The following is a 20,002-nucleotide window of genomic DNA, read 5'->3' on the forward strand; positions in this document are numbered from 1 at the left end:
AGCGACGAACGGCGTTCGTCATCACGAACACTGTTTTCTTGAACGAACAGTGTTCTCCCATGGAACGGTGTTCGTGTCAAGTACTGTGGGTCCTGTCACCGACCACGAAGGAGCCCCCATGACCAGTCCCGCCGCGCGCTCCGGCTGGCCCGAGCACTGGCAGGACAGGGAGCGGGCGCCCCGGCGGCAGCCGCTGAGCCGCGAGCGGATCGTCGAGGCGGCGCTGCGGATCGTCGACACCGAGGGCATGGACGCCCTGAGCATGCGGCGGGTCGGTCAGGAGCTCGGCACCGGCGCGGCCAGCCTCTACGCCCACGTCGGCTCCAAGGAGGAGCTGGTGGAACTGGTCCTCGACCTCGCCTATGCCGACATCGTGCTGGAGGACGCCGACCCGGCGCGCTGGGAGGAGCAGATCAAGGGCCTGCTGCGGCGCTCCCGCGAGGCGCTGCTCTCGCACCGCGACCTGGCCAAGGCCGCCGTGGTCGCCAACGTCCCGATCACCCCGCACGCGATGGACATCGCCGAGGCGATGCTCGCGATGCTGCGGGCCGGCGGCCTGGACGAGCAGACCGCCGCCTACGGGGTCGACCTGCTGGGCCTCTACACCACCGCGACCGCCTTCGAGGCGTCCACCCGGGGCGGGACCAACACCGAGGAGTTCACCGAGCGGATCCACGACTACTTCGCGACCATCCCGACCGAGCGCTATCCGATGATCACCTCGATGGCCGCCGCGCTCACCCGCAACGTCGGCGACGAGCGCTTCGAGTTCGGTCTGGACATCCTGGTCGCGGGCCTCGCCCGGCAGGCTCCGCGCGAGGTCTGAGCCCGCCCCCGGACACGATGCGACGGGATGCGACGGGGTCCGGACACGACGGAGCCCCCGTCCGCGGTCGGACGGGGGCTCGTCGTGGTCCTCGGTCGGATCAGCCGGCGTCGGCCGCCGGCCGCCGGTTGCGCTGGTCCAGCGAGGCCAGGTAGGCGTTGTAGGCCGCCAGCTCGGCGTCACCGCTGCGGTCCTCGGCGCGGTCCCGGCGGCGGGAGAGCCGTTCCTCCGAGCGCATCCACTGGTAGACCAGCGCGATCAGCACGATCGCGGTCGGGATCTCGCCGAACGCCCAGGTGATGCCGCCGGCCAGCTTCTGGTCCGCCAGCAGATCGGTGCCGGGCGGTGCCCCCTCGACGGTGAAGGTCTTGACCAACTGGTGGTTGGCCATCATCACCGCGACGCCGAAGAAGGCGTGGAACGGCATGCCCATGAACAGCTCGATGATCCGCATCACATGGCCCGACCGGTTCGGGCCCGGGTCCACGCCCATGATCGGCCAGAAGAAGGCGAGCCCGGTCGCCAGGAAGTGCACCATCATGAAGATGTGCCCGAGCCGGTACTCCATGAGGAAGTCGAACAGCGGGGTGAAGTAGACCCCGTACAGGCTCGCGATGAACAGCGGGATGGTGAACGCCGGGTGCGAGACCACCTTCACGTAGGTGCTGTGCAGCAGTGCCACCAGCAGCTCGCGCGGCCCGCGCGGGCGGCCCTTCCCGGCCGGACGCAGCGCGCGCAGGGCCAGGGTGATCGGGGCCCCGAGCAGGAGCAGGATCGGCGACAGCATGGAGAGCACCATGTGCTGCATCATGTGCGCGCTGAAGAGGACCATGCCGTAGTCGTTCAGCCCGGTGCAGGTGACCAGGATCACCGAGCCGATGCCCAGCACCCAGGCCACCGTGCGCCCGACCGACCAGCTGTCCCCGCGCCGCCGCAGCCTGACCACGCCGGTGACGTACAGGGCAAGTGCTGCCAGGCTGCCGATCAGGAACACCCAGTCGGGGGACCAGGTCAGGACGTTGGAGAGCGAGAACGGCCCGAGTTCGGCCATCCCGCCGTGGTGGTGCATTCCTGACATTCCGTCGCCCATCGGCGGGTCCTGCTTTCCATCCTCGCGGCCCCTGGATGGGTCCGGTTCGCCCGTTTTGCTTCGGCGTACAGCCTAGGCGGGTCTTACTCCGGCCCGGTCCCCGGGGTCGGCCGTCCGAGCCGTCCGAGCGCTTCGAGTGCCTCGGGCCGGCGGAGGCCACCGGCCGTCCGGCCGCGGCCGGCACGGACTCCTTGTCCACGCGGACAATTCCGGCCCCGCGGACGCTGTACCGCGCACCATGGCCGTCGCGCCCGTCGACGGGCACCGTGGAGATCGGAAACCCCGACCCCACCCCGCCCGGGAGCCGTCCGTCATGCGTAGCCCCGACCGCCCCGCCGCCGCCCCGCCCGGGCGGCGGATCCCGTGGGACCGGACGGTCCGCAGTGCGGTGGCGATCACCACCGCACTGCTCGGCGCGCACGCGCTGGCGGGGGCCGCCGGGGTGCCGGTGGCCCTGGCCGGCGCGGTGTGCAGCGTCAACGGAGACCACAGCGGTCCGGTGCGCGAGCGCGCGGTCCGGTTCGCCGCGATCCTGGCCGGCGGGTCCGCCGGCCTGCTCCTCGGCCGCACGGCGCCCACGCCGGGCTGGGGCCAGGTCCTGTGCATGACGCTGGCCGCCCTGGCCGCCGCGGTCGTCGGCTTCGCCCGGCCCGCCGACCAGTTGTTCGGCCTGAAGCTGATGGTGCTGACCGCCATCGGCACGGGCATGGGCACCGGTCTGACGGCCGGCCGTACTGTCGCCCTCTACGGTCTCGGCTGTGCGCCGATGGGCCTGCTGCTCGTCCTCGCCCTCACCCGTCGGCGCGGCCGTCCCGGCGGCGGTGCCGCTCCCGGCGTGCCACGCGTGGGCGGGTGCGGACCGGCCCGCCGGGACGCCGTCCTGCGGCTGCCGCTGTGCGTCGGGGCCGCCGCGGTCCTCGCCGAGTCGCTCCGACCCGAGCACGCCTTCTGGCTGCCGCTCACCGCGGCGCTGGCCTTCCGCCCGGCCGACGCCTCGGTGCTGCGCCGGGTCGGCGGCCGGGTGGCCGGGACGGTCCTGGGCGTTCTGGCCGCCGCCGCGGCGGCCCACACCCTGTCCGGCTGGACGGCGGTCCTGCTCGCCGTCCTGGTGGGCGCGGTGTTTCCCGGGGCCACCGACCGCTCCTACGTCCTGCACACGGCCTTGGCGAGTGTCGTCGTGCTGGTGCTCGCCGTGCCCGGCCCGCCCTCGGACGGCACGGTGATCACCGCCCGCCTCGTCGACACCCTCCTCGCCTGCGGGATCGCCGTCGCCGTCGGCCACCCCTGGCGCCGGAGGCCCGCCGCCCACTGAGCCCGTCCCCGTCCTCTCCCGGCACCCCTTGCCCGGGACTCCCGCCCCGACACCCTCCCGGAGGCCGCCATGCCCAGGTTCGTCACGAGCGACAACACCGCCCTGCACTACTACGACGAGGGCACCGGCCGCCCGGTCGTCCTGATCGCCGGCTACGGGGCCCCCGCCGACAGCTGGGCGATGCAGTGGGCCACCCTGCGCGCGGCCGGCCACCGGGTGATCTCCCTGGACCGGCGCTGGCACGGGCAGTCCGACCGGCCCGCGGGCGGGCAGCGCATCGCCCGGCACGGCAAGGACCTGCACGAGTTCCTCACCCGGCTCGACCTCGACGACGTCACCGCCGTCGGCGCGTCGATGGGCGCGAGCACCATCTGGTCCTGCGTCAGCCTGTTCGGCTGCGAGCGCCTCGCCGGGATCGTCACGCTCGACCAGACCCCGCGGATGGTCAGCGGCCCCGACTGGCCCTACGGCTTCCACGGGCTGACCGCCGAGAACCTGGGCGCGTTCTTCCTGCGGCCGGACGCCGTCGAGACCGGACGCGGCCGCGCCTGGCCCGACCCGGCGGCCGTCGACGCGGGTATCCGGCGGGCCGGGGGGCGCGGCATGAGCCGGCTCATCACCGGTGACACCTACCCGCTGCTGTTCGACCACGCCTGCCAGGACTGGCGCGACGTCGTGGCCGGCCTCACCGTGCCCGCCCTGATCGTCGCCGGGGCCGACAGCCAGTTCTGGTCGAGCGAGCACGCCGGTGCCACCGCGGTCCTCAGCCCGTTGGCCCGCGCCACGGTCGTCCCCGAGGCCGGTCACACCGTCCACCTCGACCGCCCGGAGGCGGTCGCCCGGCTGATCGCCGGGTTCGCCGCCACGACCGGCTGAGACCCGGTCGGCCCGCGTCCGCACTCCCCGCACCCCCGCCCGGCCCGAGGCTCCCGCCCCGGGCCGGGCGGCCGTACGTCTCCGCCCCCTCGACACCTGGAGCCCCCGTGTTCACCCTCCCCAGCCCCGGCGGCATCCGCCTCCACGTCCGGACCTGGGCCCCTGAGGGTCCGGCCCGCGCCGTCGTCCAGATCGCCCACGGCATGGGCGAGCACAGCGGGCGCTATGCGCGCCTCGCCGACGCCCTCACCGCGGTCGGCTGCGCCGTCTACGCGGGCGACCACCGCGGCCACGGCCTGACCATGCACGCGGGGCGCGGCCGCCTCGGCCCGGACGGCTGGAACGAGCTCGTGGCCGACCTCGCCCGGATCACCGCCGTCGCCGAGCGCCGCCACCCCGGAGCCCCCGTCGTGCTGCTCGGCCACAGCCTGGGATCCTTCGCCGCCCAGCAGTACACCCTCGACCACGCCGCGCGGCTGTCCGGCCTCGCCCTGTTCGGCACCACCGCGCTGGACCACCTCGCCCGGGGCCTCACCGGGACCGGACCGCAGTTGCTGGCCGCCCTCAACGAGCCGTTCCGTCCCGCCCGCACCCCCGCCGACTGGCTCAGCCGCGACGCGGACGCCGTCGACGCCCACCTCGCCGACCCGCTGTGCGGATTCACCCTGGACGCCGCCGGGCTGGCGGGTCTGGTCGCCGCGGCCCCCCGGCTCACCGACCCCTCCTGGGTCCGGCCGGACCTGCCGGTCGCGGTCTTCGCGGGGGAGGACGACCCGCTCACGGCCGGTCTGGTGCCCGCCGACCTGGTCGCCCGCCGCTACCAGCACGTGGGATTCACCGACGTGGTCCACCACAGCTACCCCGGCGCCCGTCACGAACTGCTGCACGAGACCAACCACGAGGAGGTCACCGCCGACCTGCTGGCCTGGCTCGCGAGGGTCACCGGCTGAGGCCCCGGAAGCCGAACTCGCGGGAGTGCCCGGCGGCGTGGGCGTGCCTGCGGTCGACGGCCGGCGCCAGGGTCCGGGCGTGTTCGGCGGCCGGTACTGTCGCTCGGTCGTACAGCTGGGACCGCGGGCCCCTGTCCCCGGCCGGGTGCCCGCAGGGAATCGCGCCGTCGGGTCAGCAGACCTCCCGGTAGGGCACCTCGGGAAGGTAGGTGTGCCAGTCGGCCGGGGGCAGTCCGCCTCCGGCTCGTTCGCAGATGTCGGTGGCCGACCGGTCCGGGGCGACCGCGATCTCGTGTGCCGGTACGTGCTCGGTCGCCACGCGCAGGGTGCGGTCGTCCGGGCCGAAGGCGAGGGAGAGGGCGGCGCCTCCTGGCGCGGGGAGTGCGGGGCCGAGTGGTTGGTGGGATGCGAGGTCCCACAGCCGTAGTGTGCCGTCGCCGCCCGCGGCGGCCAGGGTGCTGCCGTCGTGGGAGAAGGCCAGTACGGAGACGGGGTCCGACGCCCCTTCGGCGTCGGGCCTGAGGCTGCCGGGCAGCATGCCCAGGTTGTTCTCGGCAGCGCCGTCCCAGAATGTGACACGACCGGCTTGATCGCCGGTGGCCAGGTAGGCGCCGGTCGGGCTGAACGCGACTGCCCGGGTGGTGTTCTGAGTGAGCGTCCTGGATTTTGCCCGGCCTGCTGCAAGGTCCACGAGCTGGTTGTGCGAGGTGACAATGAGCTGCCCGTCCGGACGGACGGCGAGTTGTTCCCCGCCGACGCAGCAGATCTCCTGGGTCTTCGCCTGCTGGGACAGGTTCCAGACTTCCACCGCCTCGTCCTGCGGCATTCGTGACACCAGGATCGATCCTCCGTCCGGGGTGAAGGCGATCGCGTTGATGTCGGACCCCGGGCGCCCCTTCCTGGTAAGGATGTCCAGGGTCGCCGTTACGCTGCCGGAGGAGACGTCCCAGACGGACACTCTGGGGGGCGAATCCGTCTGTGAGGGGTCGAAGACACCGTAGGCGAACGCTCCCCCGTCCGGACGGAACGCTGTGAGGACGGTGCAGGGCACGGGGACCTGGTGCTGCGAGGTGCAGGACGTGCCGGGAAGGTCCACGACGTCCTCCGGTCTGCGGAGATCGCGCAGTTGGAAGCGGTACGTGTCGCCGCCCGCGGGCGACGGCAGCGTAGCGAGCGTGTTTCCGTCGGGGCTGAACACGGCAGCCGCGATCGGCCTGCTGGTCCAGGCCGGGGCGAGGGCGTTCGTGAGGTCGACGGTTCGGACCACCGCTCCGGTCGAGCCCTCCAGGTAACGGATCCGGTGTCCGTCCGGGTCAAGTCTGAACTGGCTGGCGTCGGTGTTGGCGAGCGGATGCCGCAGGATCGGGACCGACGGTGTGTCGAGGCGCCACACCAGTACCTCCTTGCCGTCCGAGGCCACCATGAGCGTTCCGTCCGCGCTGAACACCGTCTCCCTGATGCCGGGGTGCTCGATCCGGGGGAGTTCCGTTCCCGAGGCGAGGTCCCAGATCCGCACTGCCCCGCTGTCGACGACTGCCAGTCGGCGCCCGTCCGGTGTGAAACCGACCGCCTGGTTCAGGCACTGCTGCGCGGTGACGCGGGGGGCCCAGGGAGTGGGGACCTGGCGCTGCTCGGGTACGTTCCACACCTGGACCGGCTCGTCCGGAAGGCACAGTGCCACCTGTCGGTCGTCGGGGCTGAGCGACGCCTCGGGGTACGGGTAGTACTGCAGGCGGTCCTCCGCCCACATCCGCCGCTGCCTGACTTCCGGCACGCGGCGCAGTTCGTCGGGGCCGGCCGGCGTGCGCTCACCGGCCTTGGTGTGTCGTTCGAGAAGCAGCCGACCATCGAGGACATCCCGGACCTGGATCACGTCGTCCGTGCCGAGGACCGCGAAGAGGAGCAGCGTTCGACCGCTGGGACCGAGCCGGGCCGCCGTTCCACGCAACCCGGGACCGAACACGTGGCGTGTCACCGGGAGTGCGCCGAAGCGTTCCGCTGGCACGTCCCACACGTTCACGTAGTCGTGCTCGAACCCGGCGAGTGTCCGGGTGTCGGCGCTCATGTCCTCCGTGTTGTCGGCCAAGGCCCCGAGGCCGTGGAGTGTTGCCACGCGCCGGTGTGTGTCGACGTCCCACCTCACCACCTCGTCCCGGCCCACACCGACCAAGGTGCGGCCGTCGCCGCTGAGGAAATGGGTCTGCGGGACGGCCTTGTCGGACGGCGGATCGGTGAAGACGTCCCGATCCGACTGGACGGTGGCGCCGAGCAACGCGGACCGTGACTCGGGAAGGTCGGCCGTCCTCCACGCGGCGAGGCTCAGCCGCATCGCCGTCACCGGGTCGGAGGAGCGCATGCCGTCCGCCATCGCGGCGGCCCGGCGGGCGGCGGCCTCGGTGCGACGGCGCTCGCCGGTCCGGTTCTGCTGCCACGCGGTCACCCCGGCCAGCAGGACGAGTACGACCAGGGTGGACAGCGCGGCGAGCAGGGTCCGCTTCCGCCGGACGGAGCGCGCGGCCTTCCGGTTCTCCTGGTCGCGGGCGGTGAGGGCGGCGGTGAGGAAGCGGGACTCCAGCGGGGTGAGGTCGCTGCGCGGCCCGGAGGTCGCGAAGGCTGTCTCGGCAGTTGCCAGCCGGGTGCCCCGGTAGAGCGCTCCGGGGTCCTGATCCAGTTCCTCCCACGCTTCGGCCGCTTCGGTGAGATGCCGATGCCGGCGCAGCTTGTCGCGGGCGTCGTGGATCCACGTGTTGAGGCGCGGCCAGGAGCTGATCAGCGCTTCGTGGGCGAGGTGGACGGTGTCGCCGTCCAGGGTGATCAGCCGGGCGCGGGCCAGGAGTTCCAGCACCGCGGTGGTGCCGGTGTCGGCGCCCCCGGCGTCGAGTGACTCCAATTCGGTGCGGTCGACGGGACGGCTCGTGTCCTGCACGCCCTGGCCCGGGGTGACCAGCCGCAGCAGGATGCGCCGGGCGGCGGTGGCCTGCTCCGGTGTCAGGCGGTCGTAGGCCCGTTCTGCGGTAAGGGCGATGGCGCCGTGCACGCCGCCGGCGGCTTCGTAGGCGGCTTCTGTCAGTGCCCTGCCCCTGCGGCGGCGCCAGGTCTCCAGCAGAGCATGCGACAGCAGGGGCAGCCCGCCCGGCTCGCCGTCGATCTCCTCGACGATCCTTGAGGTCAGGGCGCGTTCGACGATCAGGCCCGCGCCGGCGGCCGGCTTGACGATCGCCTCGCGCAGTTCGGCGGGTCCCATCGGCCCGACCAGTAGCGTGGCTTCCCGCAGGGCCGCCGCGAGCCCGTGGTGCTCGGCGCAGTGGCCGAAGAAGTCGGCCCGCACTGCGAGGACCACCCGCAAACGGCTGTCCGGCGCGCTCGCCGCCAGGAGCAGATCGATGAAGGCGGCGCGTTCCGCCGGCTCGGCGCACAGCGTGAACGCCTCCTCGAACTGGTCCACCACCAGCACCGTGTAGCCCTTGCCGTTCCCGGGCGTCACCAGTGCGGCGTGGTCGCGGGCGGGCCGCGCGCCCGGCGTGAGGATCCGCACGGCGGCCGGGCCCGCCTGCGTCGCACCCCGGTCCCGGAGCGCCGGGACCAGTCCGGCGCGCAGCAGGGAGGACTTGCCGCTGCCCGAGGCGCCCACGACAGCGACCAGCCGATGGGAGTCCACCAGGGCCAGCAGGTCGGCGACGAGCCGGTCCCTGCCGAAGAACCGCTCCCGGTCACCCGGCTCGAACCGGGAGAGTCCCCGGTACGGCGCACCGGCGTCGCCCTCCTCGGCGGCTGCCTCCCGCACTGCGGCGAGCCAGCGCCGCTCCCACTCCGCAGGGTCGCCGCCGCACGCCTGCACGTAGGCCAGGACCACCGGCAGCGAGGGGAGTTGCTGCCCGCCGGCCGCCCGCGACAACGTCGCGACCGAATAGCGGGTACGGCCGGCCATGACCCGGTAGGTCACGTTCCCCGCCTCCCCGCGCAGCTCGCGCAACTCCGACGCGAACCGTTCGACCGGTCCGGCCGTCGGATCCAACGGACTCTCCTGGCGCCCCATCCCGAGCCCTCCCCCCACCCGCCCGCACCATCAGCTTGCGTCAACCTACGGACCCGCGAGCACCGCTGCCACGGCTTCCCGTCATCCTGTCTCGTTCCGGCGGTCCTTCCGGCCTGCGGGGCGGCACTTTGTTTCACGTGATGAGGGGGGCTGCGCAACAACAGGTCGGCCGTCAAGACTCGGCTGTGTCAGAGCCGGAGCGCGACAGCGGCCGGCCCTGGCACCGGCACGGTCGTGCCTCGGTGGCACCCCCGTCCGTGTGGGCCGCGGTGCGCATACGGCAGACAGTGCCGAGCCCGCTGGCAGCGTCGATCACCTCGTCTCCAGGGAAGGAAATCCGCATGAGGCACACGAATCGTCCGGTCGGGATCCTGTTCGGCCTCGCAGTGGCTGCGACCGCGCTGACCGGGCTGGCCGCTCCGACCGCGTCCGCCGCTGTCACCCGGGCCACGGCCGGCTGCTACGGGTCCTCCTGCAACGGAAAGGACCCGGTGGACATGGGCTGCAACACGGACGCCTACACGGTGGAGTCGGCGTACTCGGCGAAGGGCACGATCGAACTGCGCTACAGCCCTTCGTGCAGGTCGAACTGGGCCCGGATCTCCGGCACCTCGGTCGGGCAGAACTTCTGGGTGCAGAACACGAACGGAAACATCCACGGGTGGATCGCGACCGGCCCCACCGGTTTCGGCAACATGGTCAATGGTTCGGTCGAAGCGCGAGCCTGCATCGACAACTGGGACCAGCCCATCTGCACCGGCTGGCACTGAGGCTCCTCCACCCGTTCGGGGATCCGGGGAGCTGCCGTGGTAGCGCAGATCCCTTCCCCGGAAAAGCATGCAGCTGATGCATCGGCGGAACTCGAAAACCGCAGTGCGGGCAATGAACGTGGTTCCGCCCCTCCTGTCGGACGGTACGACGTGAGGTCGGCGTGACCGCTTGGACGGGGCGTGACCGACGGTCGCACGCCACCGCTGCTCCTGCTGTTCCCGCTGTCCGGCCAGGCGCACGCCGACATCAGCTCGGGCGAACTCTCGCCGATGAAATGAATCGCCACAAGGAGATCGACCCCGAGGGAGAGAAATGAAGGGCAACTTCAAGGCGGCGGCGGCATCGCTGCTCCTAGGCGGAGCGCTGTTGGTGGCATCGCCTGCAACGGCATCCGCGACCGAGGTCTCCGCGCGTCCCGGATCGGATCAGGAGGCGGCCGGATACAACGGCGCCTGCGGGAGTGGGTACCGGGTCATCGACAGCCTGCGCCTGGAGTCGGGCGCCAATATCTTCCTGACCTATTCGGACAACGGCTACAACTGCGTCGTCACGGTGGCCGAATATCCGGGCTCCGCCAAATCCATGGACGCCTGGATCCAGCGGAGCGGTGACCGTGCCTCCCGCGATTCCGACAGCGGTAACTACACCGCTTACGCCGGGCCGGTCTACGTCTACGCCGAGGGAAGCTGCGTGGACTGGGGCGGCTCGTACCTCTACGGAAAGTACTGGCAGTACGACTCCCACTGCGGTTGATCCCACCGCCGTAGAGCTCTCCGATCCTCCGCATTCCGGGAATTCCGACCCGGATCGTCGACCTCATCCATTCGGACCATCACGCAAGGAGTGTCAGTGAGAAGGATCCAGTCCCTCCGCCTCCGCACAGGAATGGCCCTGTCTGCGGCGGCCGTGGGTCTCATCGCCTTTCCGGGGGCGGCCGCGGCGACGCCTGTGAACGGGACCTACAACGGATCGTGCGGCGCCGGGTACAGAGAGATCGATTCCCTCGACATCAGCGGCTACGGGCGCACCTTTCTGACCTGGAACAGCTCCAGCGGCTACAACTGCGTGGTCACGCAGAGGTACGGAGCGAACGACGGCCCCGTCGAGCTCTACTACATGACGGCCTGGATCCAGCGGACCGCAGACGGCTTCGAGGAGGAGGACAAGAACCTCTACCACCACTACGCGGGTCCGGTGTACGCGAACGGGCGGGCCACCTGTATCAACTGGGGCGGCTACGTGGACGACGCACCCACCGGCGCGTACCAGTTCAGGTCGCACTGCGGGTAGGGAAAGGGGAGGGAGGAAACGATCGTGATTCTCGAAGTACTCCGTCGCGGCGCATTCGGTCCTCGCGGTGGCCCCGCTCTCGCGGTCATCGCGGGAGCCATGGCCATGGGGCTGCTCGCCCTCGCCACTCCCGCTGCCCGCGCCGCCGCGTCCGGGCCCTGCGGGAACGGATACAGCACCATCGACTCCGCACCGATCGGGAACCTCGGAACGGCCTACCTGACCTGGAACGCGGAGGCGGGCCGCAACTGCCTGGTCGTCGTGCGCAGCCACCCGGGCGCCGCCCTCTCGATGAATGCCTGGATCGGGCGGGACGACGGTGTCCAGGACATCGACTCCGGCTACTACACCTCGTACGCCGGCCCCGTCTCGGTGAACGGCCGCGGTACCTGTATCGACTGGGGCGGTGTGATCAACGACCAGGAGGTCAGCCGCTGGCACACCCACTGCGGCTGAAACCTATTGCGAAAGTGCTGGTCGTGGCCATCCGTTGGTGGCTGCGACCAGCGCTTTCGCCTTGCAGCGCACGGCCGACCTGTCGTGTCCCGTGGACACCGCACGGTGCCGTGGCGTTCCAGCCGGCTGATCCCGCAACCGTGTCGTGGCGCTTCTCGCAGTCGTCCTTGTCGCAGGCCGGCGTCCGACCGCCCCGGAACCGGGCTTCGTCCGGCTGCGGACCTGATCGGCCTTCGCCGGGACGGTGCGTTCGATCCTGCGACTGCGCGGGCAGGAGCAGTTCGTGCGAGAGGGGCCGTGCGCTGGCGCGGCGCATGGCTGCGAGCGCCGGAAGCGTTTCGGCCCGCGGGTTCAGTTCTTGGGGACGAGGGTGTTCTCGTTGCGGTGGCCGGCGGCGAAGTCGTCGACGTTGCGGACGGTGGCGTCGATGATCTGTCCGACGGCGGTGGACGTGAAGTACGCCTGGTGGCTGGTGACGATGACCTGGGGGAAGGTGACGAGACGGGCGAGGGTGTCGTCGGTGATGCCCTCGATCGAGCGGTCGGTGAAGAAGACACCGGTCTCCTCCTCGTAGACGTCGAGGCCGACGCCGGAGAGGCGGCCGGCGCGCAGGGTCTCGACCAGGGCGGCGCTGTCGACGAGGCCGCCGCGGCTGGAGTTGACCAGGATCGCGTCGTCCTTCATCCGGGCCAGCGCGGCTCCGTCGATGAGGTGGTGGGTGGACGGCAGCAGGGGGACGTGGAGGCTCACCAGATCGGCGCGGGAGAGGAGTTCGGGCAGTTCGGTGTAGGTCGTGCCGAGGTCCCGGCAGGCCGGGTTCTCGGCGATGTCCCAGCCGAGGAGTTCGGTGCCGAATCCGGCGGCGATCCGGGCGAAGCACTCGCCGATCTTGCCGGTGCCGATGACGCCGACGGTCATGCCGTGGATGTCGCGGCCGAGCAGGCCGTCGAGGCGGAAGTCGAACTCGCGGGAGCGCCCGGCGGCCCGGGTGAGCCTGCGGTTGACGGCCAGGGCCAGGGTCCAGGCGTGTTCGGCGACCGCGTAGGGGCTGTACTGGGAGACCCGGGCGACCGTCATGCCGAAGCCGGCCGCGGCGTCGAGGTCGATGTTGTTGAAGCCGGTGGAGCGCTGGGCGATCAGTTCGGTGCCGCCGGCGGCGAGGACGGCGAGGGTCCCGGCGTCGAGCTCGGCGTTGACGCTGCTGCTGACCACCGGGTACCCGGCCGCGAGCGGAGCGGTGTCGCGGTTGAGGAAGACGGACAGGCAGCGCAGCGCGTGCCGGCCCGCGAAGGCCGTCTCCAGCAGTGGCCGCTCGTCGGCCTGCACGCCGTACGCGAGGATCTCCATCGCCTGCTCCCTCCGGTGTCCGTCCCGGCCCGTGCCGGTCCACCGGCCACGCTAACCGGCCGCGGTGGGGCCGGCCGGGTGCGCCCCGCCGGGGGTGTTCGCTGCGTGTTCGGCAGGTGACGGAAAATGACCGAATTCATACGCAACCCTTCGCACCCCCGCCGATCGGCTGTTCCGTAGGTCAACAAGCATTGCGACCATCGAAATGAGCGATTCGATCAAGGAATCGCCTTCGTTTAACGGTTAACCAACCGTTCGTGAACAGTGCCCGAACCACAGTCCCGGGCACTTGAGGGGGTATCACCATGTCCGAGGACACCCATGCCACGGAGCTGACGCGCCGACGCATGCTCCAGGGGGCCGCGGCCGCCCTGACCGTCGCCACCGGCACCGTCGTGATCGGTCTCGCGGGCCCCGGCGGCGGGGCCGCCACCGCCGCCGACCCGGGCGCGTCCGACACCTTCGACGAGGTCTTCCAGGGCCGCCGGATCCAGGGCCGCCCGGTCGACGGGGGGAGTCACCACCACGGCGGCGGCACCGGCACCGGTGGGGGCACCGGCTACCGGGTGACGATCGACGGCGACGAGCTGCACATGATGCGCAACGCCGACGGCACCTGGATCAGCGTCGTGAACCACTACCAGACCTTCGCGACGCCGCGCTCGCTCGCCCGGGCCGCCGTCAACGACCTCCAGGGCGCGACGCTCGTCCCGGTCGTCACCGTCTGATTCCGGCCACTCGCCCACCGCGACCGACCACCACCACCAGAGGGGGGACTCACATGGGAGTCCGCAAGAACCAGGCGAACCTGACGGCCCAGGAGAAGCGCGCGTTCGTCAACGCCGTGCTGGCGCTCAAGGCCAACGGCGGCTACGACCCGTTCGTCACCACGCACAACCAGTTCATCCTCAGCGACGTCGACAACGGCGAGCGCACCGGGCACCGCTCGCCCTCCTTCCTGCCCTGGCACCGCCAGTACCTGCTGGAGTTCGAGGCGGCGCTGCAGGCCGTCGATCCGAGCGTCAACCTCCCGTACTGGGACTGGACCGCCGACCGCACGGCCACCGCCGGCATCTGGGGCGCCGACTTCATGGGCGGCAACGGCCGCAGCAGCGACGGCCAGGTGACCACCGGCCCGTTCGCCTTCTCCGGCGGCAACTGGCGGCTCAACGTCAACACCGACAGCCGCACCTATCTGCGCCGCCAGCTCGGCACCGGGGTGGCCCAGCTGCCCAGCCGGACCGACACCGAGTCGGTGCTCGCCATCACCACCTACGACGCCGCGCCGTGGAACAGTTCCTCGGCCGGCTTCCGCAACAACCTGGAGGGGTGGCGCGGGGTCAACCTGCACAACCGGGTGCACGTCTGGGTGGGCGGCCAGATGGCCACCGGCATGTCGCCCAACGACCCGGTGTTCTGGCTGCACCACTGCTTCGTCGACAAGCTCTGGTCCGAGTGGCAGAAGCGCAACCCGGGCCGGACCTACCTGCCGACGGCCGGCACGCCCGACGTGATCGACCTCAACGACCGGATGAAGCCGTGGAACACGGTCTCCCCGGCGGACCTGCTCGACCACAGCGGCAAGTACACCTACGACACCGGTTTCTGATCGGCCGGTCCGCGGGTCCGGTCGCGCTCCCGGCGGGGCAGCCGCCGCGAACGGCCCCGGCCCCCGAGACTCGCGCTCTCGGGGGCCGGGGCACCGGACGTCACGGGGTCGGGCGGTCAGATGACCGTCTCGGCCTCCTGGTAGCGGTCGGCCGGCACGGTCTTCAGCTCGGCCACCGCCTCGGCCAGCGGCACCAGGCTGATGTCGGTGCCCTGCAGAGCGGTGATGTGCCCGAAGGCGCCCTTGTGGACGGCTTCGACGGCGTGCCAGCCGAAGCGGGTGGCGAGCACCCGGTCGTAGGCGGTCGGGGTGCCGCCGCGCTGGGTGTGGCCGAGGATCACCGGGCGGGCCTCCTTGCCGAGGCGGTGCTCCAGCTCGCCGGAGAGCTGGGTGGCGATGCCGGTGAAGCGCTCGTGCCCGTAGATGTCCCTGGTGCCCTCCTCCCAGTGCATGGTGCCGGGCTCGGGCTTGGCGCCCTCGGCGCAGACCACGATGGCGAACTTCTTCTGGCGGTCGAAGCGCTCCCGGACGACGGCGGTGAGCTTCTCGATGTGGAACGGGCGCTCCGGCACGACGATCGCGTGCGCGCCGGCGGCCATGCCCGCGTTGAGGGCGATCCAGCCCGTGTGGCGGCCCATGACCTCGACCACCATCACGCGCTGGTGCGACTCGGCCGTGGTCTTCAGCCGGTCCAGCGCCTCGGTGGCCACCGAGACGGCGGTGTCGAAGCCGAAGGTGACGTCGGTGCACGCGATGTCGTTGTCGATGGTCTTCGGCACGCCGACGATCGGCAGACCCGCGTCGCTCATCAGCTTGGCGGCCTTGAGGGTGCCCTCGCCGCCGATCGGGATCACCGCGTCCAGGCCGAGGTCCGCGCAGTACTTCTTGGCGCGCTCGACGCCGTCGCGCAGATGGCTGGGCTGGACCCGGGAGGACCCGAGGATGGTGCCACCCTGGGCCAGGATGCCGCTCACCGAGTCGAGGGTCAGGGGCCGGTGGTGCCCTTCCAGGAAACCGCGCCAGCCGTCCTCGAACCCGATGATCTCGTCGCCGTGGTCGACCACCCCCCGGTGGACCACGGACCGGATCACCGCGTTCAGGCCGGGGCAGTCACCGCCGCTGGTCAGCACTCCAATACGCATTGCTTTGCAACTCCCGAGCAGAACCGAGGAACGGCCGGACTACAGGCTGGGACGACGGACCGCCACCACGACCGGACCTACCCGCGCCGGGTGGGCGCGGAGGTGACCGTCGGGTGAAGGACCGGCCGACTCGGACAGAACATCCGAAACCGGCCGTGGAGTCGAGCATACGGCGCCTGCGTCCGGCCGGGCAGGAGCCGACGCGGGAGCGGCGTCGTCGACGCCCCGCGTGGAAATACAGCCTGCTGCCGAGGAGGGTGTGCAGCCGGCAGCCCCGGAACGGGGCAGCCCCATTGTCGTACGTCCCGGCCCGTCCGGGGAGCCCATGACCGCATCGCGGGCACCGGGCGGACGGACCGGGGGGTACTAGGCGGGGCGCGTCGTGGCGGCGATGCGCTCGGCGCGCAGCGCGTCGTACCAGGTGGTGTCGGCGGGCGGCAGGGCGTTCACGTCCAGCGCCAGCTTGAGCAGCATGTCGGCGACGGCGGGGTTGCGCGCCATCACCGGGCCGTGCAGGTAGGTCCCGAAGACGGTGTCCCGCCACGCGCCCTCGGTGCCGTCGCCGGTGCCGTTGCCCCGGCCGGCGGTGACCCGGGCCAGCGGCTTGACGCCCTGGCCGAGGTGGGTCACGCCCTGGTGGTTCTCGAACCCGGTCAGCTGCGGCAGGCCGAGCTGCGGGTCCACGTCGGCCAGCACGTCGCCGACGCAGCGCTCGCCCTCGCCGCGGGTGGTCCACACGTCCAGCAGGCCGAGGCCCGGCTCGCGCTGGCCGAGGTCGTTGACGAACTCGTGGCCGAGGATCTGGTAGCCGGCGCAGACCGCGAAGATGATCGCGCCGTTCTCGGCCGCCCGCACCAGCCCGGTGTCGTTGCGCAGCCGCTCGGCGGCCAGCCGCTGGGGGCGGTCCTCACCGCCGCCGATCAGGTAGATGTCCCCGCTGGTGGGCACCGACTGGTCGGAGCGGACGTCGATCCGGGTGACGTTGAGGTGGCGCTGGCGGGCCCGGCGCTCCACGACCAGGGCATTGCCCCGGTCGCCGTAGGTGCTGAGCAGGTCGGGGTAGACCCAGACCACGCGCAGGCTGCTCTCACTCATCCTCGAAGACCTTCCATGACGTACGTGCGGTGGGCTGCTGGGGGCTGCGGGTGCCGCTCCGGCATCAGCCGGCCACGACCTTCCGCAGCTGCTGGAAGGCGGTGTAGTTGGCGATCGCCTCGATCCGGCCGGGCGGGGCCATCCGGACGGCCTGCTCCAGCGAGTCCACGACGTGGAACTGCAGCCCGGCGACCTCCAGGCGCACCGCGAGGTCCAGCTTCCGCTGGCCCAGCACGAAGACCGGGTGCCCGGCCAGCCGCTCGTAGTCGACGTCCCACAGCCAGGAGGTGTCGGTGCCGTCCGCGTCGAGCGCGTTGACCGAGAGCACCACCGGGGTGGGCGGGCCGTCGATCAGCGAGAAGGTCTCCAGCCAGCCGGCCGGGTTCTTGGCCAGCAGCAGCCTTATGTCACGGCCCTGGTACTGCACCACGTCGTAGCGGCCGGCGACGGCGGTGACGCCGCGCATCCGCTCCAGGGCGACCTGCGGGGAGACGCCGAACACGGCGGCCACGGCGGCCGAGCTGGTGGCGTTGGCCAGGTTGGCCCGGCCGGGCAGCTGGAGCTGGATCGGCCAGGCGCCGCGCTGCGGGTCGATCACGTGGGTGCCCTGGAGCGCCCAGTGCGGGTTGGGGCGCCGGAAACCGCACTCCTGGCAGAACCAGTCGTCGCCGGGGCGCTGCATCACACCGCCGCAGGCGGGGCAGGACCAGGCGTCCTCCTTCCACGCCTGTCCGGCGGCCACCCAGACCACCTTCTTGCAGGAGGAGGCGGCCCAGGTCACCAGCGGGTCGTCGGCGTTGGCGATCACCACGGCCTCGGTGTCCTGGAGGCCCTCGCGCCACTTCTCGGCCATCATCCGGGTCTCGGCGGCGCGGTCGAGCTGGTCGCGGGAGAGGTTGAGCAGGGCGATCGCCTTGGGGCGGGTGTCGCGGGCGACGCCGGCCAGGTACTTCTCGTCGACCTCGATCACGCCGAAGCGGGCCTCCGAGCCGCCGGCCAGGGCGGAGGTGATGCCGGCCGGCATGTTGGCGCCCAGGGCGTTGGAGACCACCGGGCCGGCGGCGCGAAGCGCCTCGGCGATCAGGCGGGTGGTGGTGGTCTTGCCGTTGGTGGCGCTGACCAGCACCACGTCCAGGTGGTCGGCGAGGGTGGCGAGCAGGTCGGGGTCGAGCCTGAGCGCGACCTTGCCGCCGATCACCGAGCCGCTGCCGCGACCGGCCTTGCGGGACACGGCGGCGGCCACCTTGCCGGCGGTCACCGCGATCTTCGCGCGCGCCGGCAGCGAGGCGTCGCGTGCGCCTGTGGGCTCCGATTCGGTGCCTGCCATGCTCAGTGGTTCCTCCTTGCTGCGGCACCGCCCGGGGGCCGGACTACGGGCCGTCGGGCGGCGGGGACGGGATCAGCCTACCGACTCCGCCGCCGGGCTCGACGCCCCGGACCCCGTGCCGCCTGCTGCGACGCCCCGGAAGCGGCGGTCCGGAAGTCCCTGACACGGGGTCAGGATCGGCGGTGTACGGACGGGCCGTTCCCCGTCGGGGACGCGTGAGCGGGGTGCGGCGGTTCCGCGCGCGCCCCGGGCCGGGCGGCGCGGGGGCCGCCCGGCCCGGGGCCGGTGGGGTTCTTGGTGAGGGTGTGGTGAAGAAATGACCGGATGATTACCGGACCTGTTCGTTCTGTTCACCGGTACCGCTCGATCGGGCCGACCGGCGGCCCCTGGGGCCGCCCCGTTCTCAGCGGCCCGGACGGGTCTGCCAGGGGACCGGGAGCTCCTCGGTGGCCTCCGCCAGATGGGCGGTGATCACCAGGGTGCCCTCCTCCACCTGGTAGTCCAGCGGCGCCGCCAGCCGGCGCATGGTCGCGATCAGTCCGGTGTTGGAGGACTGGGTGACCGCGTACACCGTCTCCACCCCGGCCTCCAGGGCCAGCGCCGACATCCGCCGCATCAGGTCCAGGCCCAGCCCGTGCCGCTGCCAGGCGTCCTCGACCAGCACCGCCACCTCGGCGCCCTCGTCGTCCCACATCAGGTGTCCGAGGGCGACGATCCGCCCGTCCGCCGCCTCCACCGCCAGCGCCTGCCCGTGCCGGGCGTCCAGCAGGTGGTCCAGGTAGCGGTCGGCGTCCCGGACCGGCCCGTGGTAGCGCTTGCGCAGGGTCTCGGGGGAGCAGCGGTGGTGCATCGCCAGGGCGGCCGCCTTGTCGTCCGCGTCCGCCCGCCGCACGGTCAGCTCGGCGCCGGCCGGCACGCTCGGCCGGGCCCGGACGTCCGGCACCCGGGGGCCGAGCAGGGTGTCCAGCTCGACCAGGGCCTGCGCCCGGGCGAACTCGGTCGGGGTGAACGGCAGCTGCGGGCGGGTGAGCTCGATCAGGTCGCCGGAGGGGACGGGCAGCCGCATCACATGGCCGTCCACCCCGGCGGTGCCGCGCGCGGCCGCCCCCGGGTACTGCCGGATGCTGCACTGCCCGAAGAGCCGGCGCAGGGCGACCGGCAGCTCCGCGGCGTCCAGCGCCGTCCGGGTGGCGAGGGCCAGGACATGGGTGGGCACGTCCACCAGGTCGTGGGCGTCGGCCGGGCCGGTCCAGATGTCGTCCCCGCCGGCCCCGGCCACCAGCGCGGTCAGGTCGGCCCGGGTGAGCGGGCGCGGCGCGCGGACGAAGAACTCGTCCACGGCGCCGGTCGGCAGCGGGTGGGACTGCATCGAGACGATGTTCACCTGCCGCTCGGCGAGGGCCGAGCAGACCCGGGCCAGGCTGCCGGGGGAGTCCTGCACGGTGGTGCGGATCCGCCACAGTGTGCTGCCCTCGAAGTCGTGCAGCGGCCCCCGCAGTGCCTCGGCGCCCGGCGCCCCCGGCGGCGCGGGCGCGTCCGGAGCCGGGGGGCCGTGCAGCTGGTGGCGGTGTGCCCACCAGGTGTGGAACAGCGCGGTGGCGAGCAGGGCGGCGGCGGACGCGGCGAGCAGCACCGGCCCGTCCGGCCCGTGCACCACGAGCTTGGCCACCAGGTCGGCGGCGGTCACCGAGAGGAAGACGGCGGAGAGCTCCACCGCGTCGCGCCGCCAGCGGTGGCCGCGGAGGCCGCGACGCTGGGCACGGGACGGGGTCGTGGTCGGATCGGTCGGGGGCGTCAGCTGCTCCGTGTGCTCCATGCCATCAATCTGCCGCTTCCGTGTTTCACGATCACGAATCCTCCGTGACCCCGCGGTTA

17 protein-coding genes are annotated in these 20,002 nt (G+C 72.2%); 10 read left to right on the plus strand and 7 right to left on the minus strand.

Translation table 11 applies throughout. The features are described from left to right. Window positions 1-118: 118 nt before the first annotated feature. Window positions 119-826 carry a TetR/AcrR family transcriptional regulator gene (locus ACIQ9P_RS29920; protein ID WP_402362888.1) on the plus strand — a complete coding sequence of 236 codons (708 nt, stop codon included), beginning with the start codon at window positions 119-121 and terminating at the stop codon, window positions 824-826. Window positions 827-926: 100 nt separating this feature from the next. Here the strand turns inward: ACIQ9P_RS29920 and ACIQ9P_RS29925 are convergent, their stop codons facing one another. Next, complete coding sequence (locus ACIQ9P_RS29925) at window positions 927-1,895, minus strand: cytochrome c oxidase assembly protein (protein ID WP_402363047.1); 969 nt, start codon at window positions 1,893-1,895, stop codon at window positions 927-929. Window positions 1,896-2,229: 334 nt separating this feature from the next. Between ACIQ9P_RS29925 and ACIQ9P_RS29930 the strand changes: the two genes are divergently transcribed. The 3 genes from ACIQ9P_RS29930 (at window position 2,230) to ACIQ9P_RS29940 (ending at window position 5,054) form a co-directional block, all read left to right on the plus strand. Next, window positions 2,230-3,228 carry an FUSC family protein gene (locus ACIQ9P_RS29930; RefSeq protein WP_402362891.1) on the plus strand — a complete coding sequence of 333 codons (999 nt, stop codon included), beginning with the start codon at window positions 2,230-2,232 and terminating at the stop codon, window positions 3,226-3,228. 69 nt (window positions 3,229-3,297) lie between these two features. Next, on the plus strand, window positions 3,298-4,104 hold the full coding sequence (locus ACIQ9P_RS29935) for an alpha/beta fold hydrolase (RefSeq protein ID WP_402362894.1): 807 nt from the start codon (window positions 3,298-3,300) through the stop codon (window positions 4,102-4,104). Window positions 4,105-4,211: 107 nt separating this feature from the next. Continuing rightward, window positions 4,212-5,054 carry an alpha/beta fold hydrolase gene (locus tag ACIQ9P_RS29940; RefSeq protein WP_402362897.1) on the plus strand — a complete coding sequence of 281 codons (843 nt, stop codon included), beginning with the start codon at window positions 4,212-4,214 and terminating at the stop codon, window positions 5,052-5,054. 172 nt (window positions 5,055-5,226) lie between these two features. Here the strand turns inward: ACIQ9P_RS29940 and ACIQ9P_RS29945 are convergent, their stop codons facing one another. Next, window positions 5,227-9,069, minus strand: a complete 3,843-nt coding sequence (locus ACIQ9P_RS29945) for a helix-turn-helix domain-containing protein (RefSeq protein ID WP_402362900.1) — start codon at window positions 9,067-9,069, stop codon at window positions 5,227-5,229. Between the two features lie 362 nt (window positions 9,070-9,431). On the opposite strand from ACIQ9P_RS29945, the gene ACIQ9P_RS29950 reads away from it, so the two are divergent. The 4 genes from ACIQ9P_RS29950 to ACIQ9P_RS29965 all read left to right on the plus strand — a co-directional run bounded on the left by ACIQ9P_RS29950 (window position 9,432) and on the right by ACIQ9P_RS29965 (window position 11,607). Then, window positions 9,432-9,860: a DUF2690 domain-containing protein gene (locus tag ACIQ9P_RS29950; RefSeq protein WP_402362903.1), complete on the plus strand. Its 429-nt coding sequence runs from the start codon at window positions 9,432-9,434 to the stop codon at window positions 9,858-9,860. 313 nt (window positions 9,861-10,173) lie between these two features. Then, entirely contained in the window at window positions 10,174-10,614 is a 441-nt protein-coding gene (locus ACIQ9P_RS29955) for a spore-associated protein A (protein ID WP_402362906.1), read from the plus strand. 195 nt (window positions 10,615-10,809) lie between these two features. Then, window positions 10,810-11,151: a spore-associated protein A gene (locus tag ACIQ9P_RS29960; RefSeq protein WP_402362908.1), complete on the plus strand. Its 342-nt coding sequence runs from the start codon at window positions 10,810-10,812 to the stop codon at window positions 11,149-11,151. Between the two features lie 105 nt (window positions 11,152-11,256). After that, the gene (locus ACIQ9P_RS29965) at window positions 11,257-11,607 is read left to right on the plus strand and encodes a spore-associated protein (RefSeq protein ID WP_402362910.1); all 351 of its coding nucleotides are present in this window, start codon (window positions 11,257-11,259) and stop codon (window positions 11,605-11,607) included. A gap of 351 nt (window positions 11,608-11,958) precedes the next feature. On the opposite strand, the gene ACIQ9P_RS29970 is transcribed toward ACIQ9P_RS29965, so the two are convergent. Then, on the minus strand, window positions 11,959-12,954 hold the full coding sequence (locus ACIQ9P_RS29970) for a 2-hydroxyacid dehydrogenase (RefSeq protein ID WP_402362913.1): 996 nt from the start codon (window positions 12,952-12,954) through the stop codon (window positions 11,959-11,961). A 305-nt stretch (window positions 12,955-13,259) separates the two neighbouring features. On the opposite strand from ACIQ9P_RS29970, the gene ACIQ9P_RS29975 reads away from it, so the two are divergent. Together ACIQ9P_RS29975 and ACIQ9P_RS29980 are read left to right on the plus strand one after the other, a co-directional pair. After that, on the plus strand, window positions 13,260-13,682 hold the full coding sequence (locus tag ACIQ9P_RS29975) for a tyrosinase cofactor (protein ID WP_402362916.1): 423 nt from the start codon (window positions 13,260-13,262) through the stop codon (window positions 13,680-13,682). Between the two features lie 53 nt (window positions 13,683-13,735). Next, window positions 13,736-14,563 (plus strand): tyrosinase family protein, encoded by an 828-nt coding sequence (locus ACIQ9P_RS29980; protein WP_402362918.1) that lies wholly within the window; start codon window positions 13,736-13,738, stop codon window positions 14,561-14,563. Window positions 14,564-14,679: 116 nt separating this feature from the next. Here ACIQ9P_RS29980 and ACIQ9P_RS29985 read toward each other — a convergent pair whose 3' ends face one another. From ACIQ9P_RS29985 to ACIQ9P_RS30000, 4 genes are all read right to left on the minus strand, one after another. Next, entirely contained in the window at window positions 14,680-15,705 is a 1,026-nt protein-coding gene (locus tag ACIQ9P_RS29985; protein ID WP_402362921.1) for a 6-phosphofructokinase, read from the minus strand. A 366-nt stretch (window positions 15,706-16,071) separates the two neighbouring features. Next, the gene (locus ACIQ9P_RS29990) at window positions 16,072-16,800 is read right to left on the minus strand and encodes a glutamine amidotransferase (RefSeq protein WP_328953519.1); all 729 of its coding nucleotides are present in this window, start codon (window positions 16,798-16,800) and stop codon (window positions 16,072-16,074) included. Window positions 16,801-16,864: 64 nt separating this feature from the next. After that, entirely contained in the window at window positions 16,865-18,127 is a 1,263-nt protein-coding gene (locus ACIQ9P_RS29995; RefSeq protein WP_093859229.1) for a MurT ligase domain-containing protein, read from the minus strand. Between the two features lie 403 nt (window positions 18,128-18,530). Continuing rightward, window positions 18,531-19,943, minus strand: a complete 1,413-nt coding sequence (locus tag ACIQ9P_RS30000) for a GNAT family N-acetyltransferase (RefSeq protein WP_402362925.1) — start codon at window positions 19,941-19,943, stop codon at window positions 18,531-18,533. Window positions 19,944-20,002 lie beyond the last annotated feature (59 nt).

This window comes from Kitasatospora sp. NPDC094019 (genome assembly GCF_044764505.1).
Lineage (GTDB): Bacteria > Actinomycetota > Actinomycetes > Streptomycetales > Streptomycetaceae > Kitasatospora.

Excerpts from the sequence above, each read along its gene's own strand:
- ACIQ9P_RS29925 (WP_402363047.1), bottom strand. The coding sequence starts at position 1,895 with ATGCACCACCACGGCGGGATGGCCGAACTCGGGCCGTTCTCGCTCTCC.
- ACIQ9P_RS29935 (WP_402362894.1), top strand. The coding sequence starts at position 3,298 with ATGCCCAGGTTCGTCACGAGCGACAACACCGCCCTGCACTACTACGAC.
- ACIQ9P_RS30000 (WP_402362925.1), bottom strand. The coding sequence starts at position 19,943 with ATGGAGCACACGGAGCAGCTGACGCCCCCGACCGATCCGACCACGACC.
- ACIQ9P_RS29950 (WP_402362903.1), top strand. The coding sequence starts at position 9,432 with ATGAGGCACACGAATCGTCCGGTCGGGATCCTGTTCGGCCTCGCAGTG.
- ACIQ9P_RS29995 (WP_093859229.1), bottom strand. The coding sequence starts at position 18,127 with ATGGCAGGCACCGAATCGGAGCCCACAGGCGCACGCGACGCCTCGCTG.
- ACIQ9P_RS29990 (WP_328953519.1), bottom strand. The coding sequence starts at position 16,800 with ATGAGTGAGAGCAGCCTGCGCGTGGTCTGGGTCTACCCCGACCTGCTC.
- ACIQ9P_RS29930 (WP_402362891.1), top strand. The coding sequence starts at position 2,230 with ATGCGTAGCCCCGACCGCCCCGCCGCCGCCCCGCCCGGGCGGCGGATC.
- ACIQ9P_RS29975 (WP_402362916.1), top strand. The coding sequence starts at position 13,260 with ATGTCCGAGGACACCCATGCCACGGAGCTGACGCGCCGACGCATGCTC.
- ACIQ9P_RS29920 (WP_402362888.1), top strand. The coding sequence starts at position 119 with ATGACCAGTCCCGCCGCGCGCTCCGGCTGGCCCGAGCACTGGCAGGAC.
- ACIQ9P_RS29980 (WP_402362918.1), top strand. The coding sequence starts at position 13,736 with ATGGGAGTCCGCAAGAACCAGGCGAACCTGACGGCCCAGGAGAAGCGC.
- ACIQ9P_RS29965 (WP_402362910.1), top strand. The coding sequence starts at position 11,257 with ATGGGGCTGCTCGCCCTCGCCACTCCCGCTGCCCGCGCCGCCGCGTCC.
- ACIQ9P_RS29985 (WP_402362921.1), bottom strand. The coding sequence starts at position 15,705 with ATGCGTATTGGAGTGCTGACCAGCGGCGGTGACTGCCCCGGCCTGAAC.
- ACIQ9P_RS29970 (WP_402362913.1), bottom strand. The coding sequence starts at position 12,954 with ATGGAGATCCTCGCGTACGGCGTGCAGGCCGACGAGCGGCCACTGCTG.
- ACIQ9P_RS29955 (WP_402362906.1), top strand. The coding sequence starts at position 10,174 with ATGAAGGGCAACTTCAAGGCGGCGGCGGCATCGCTGCTCCTAGGCGGA.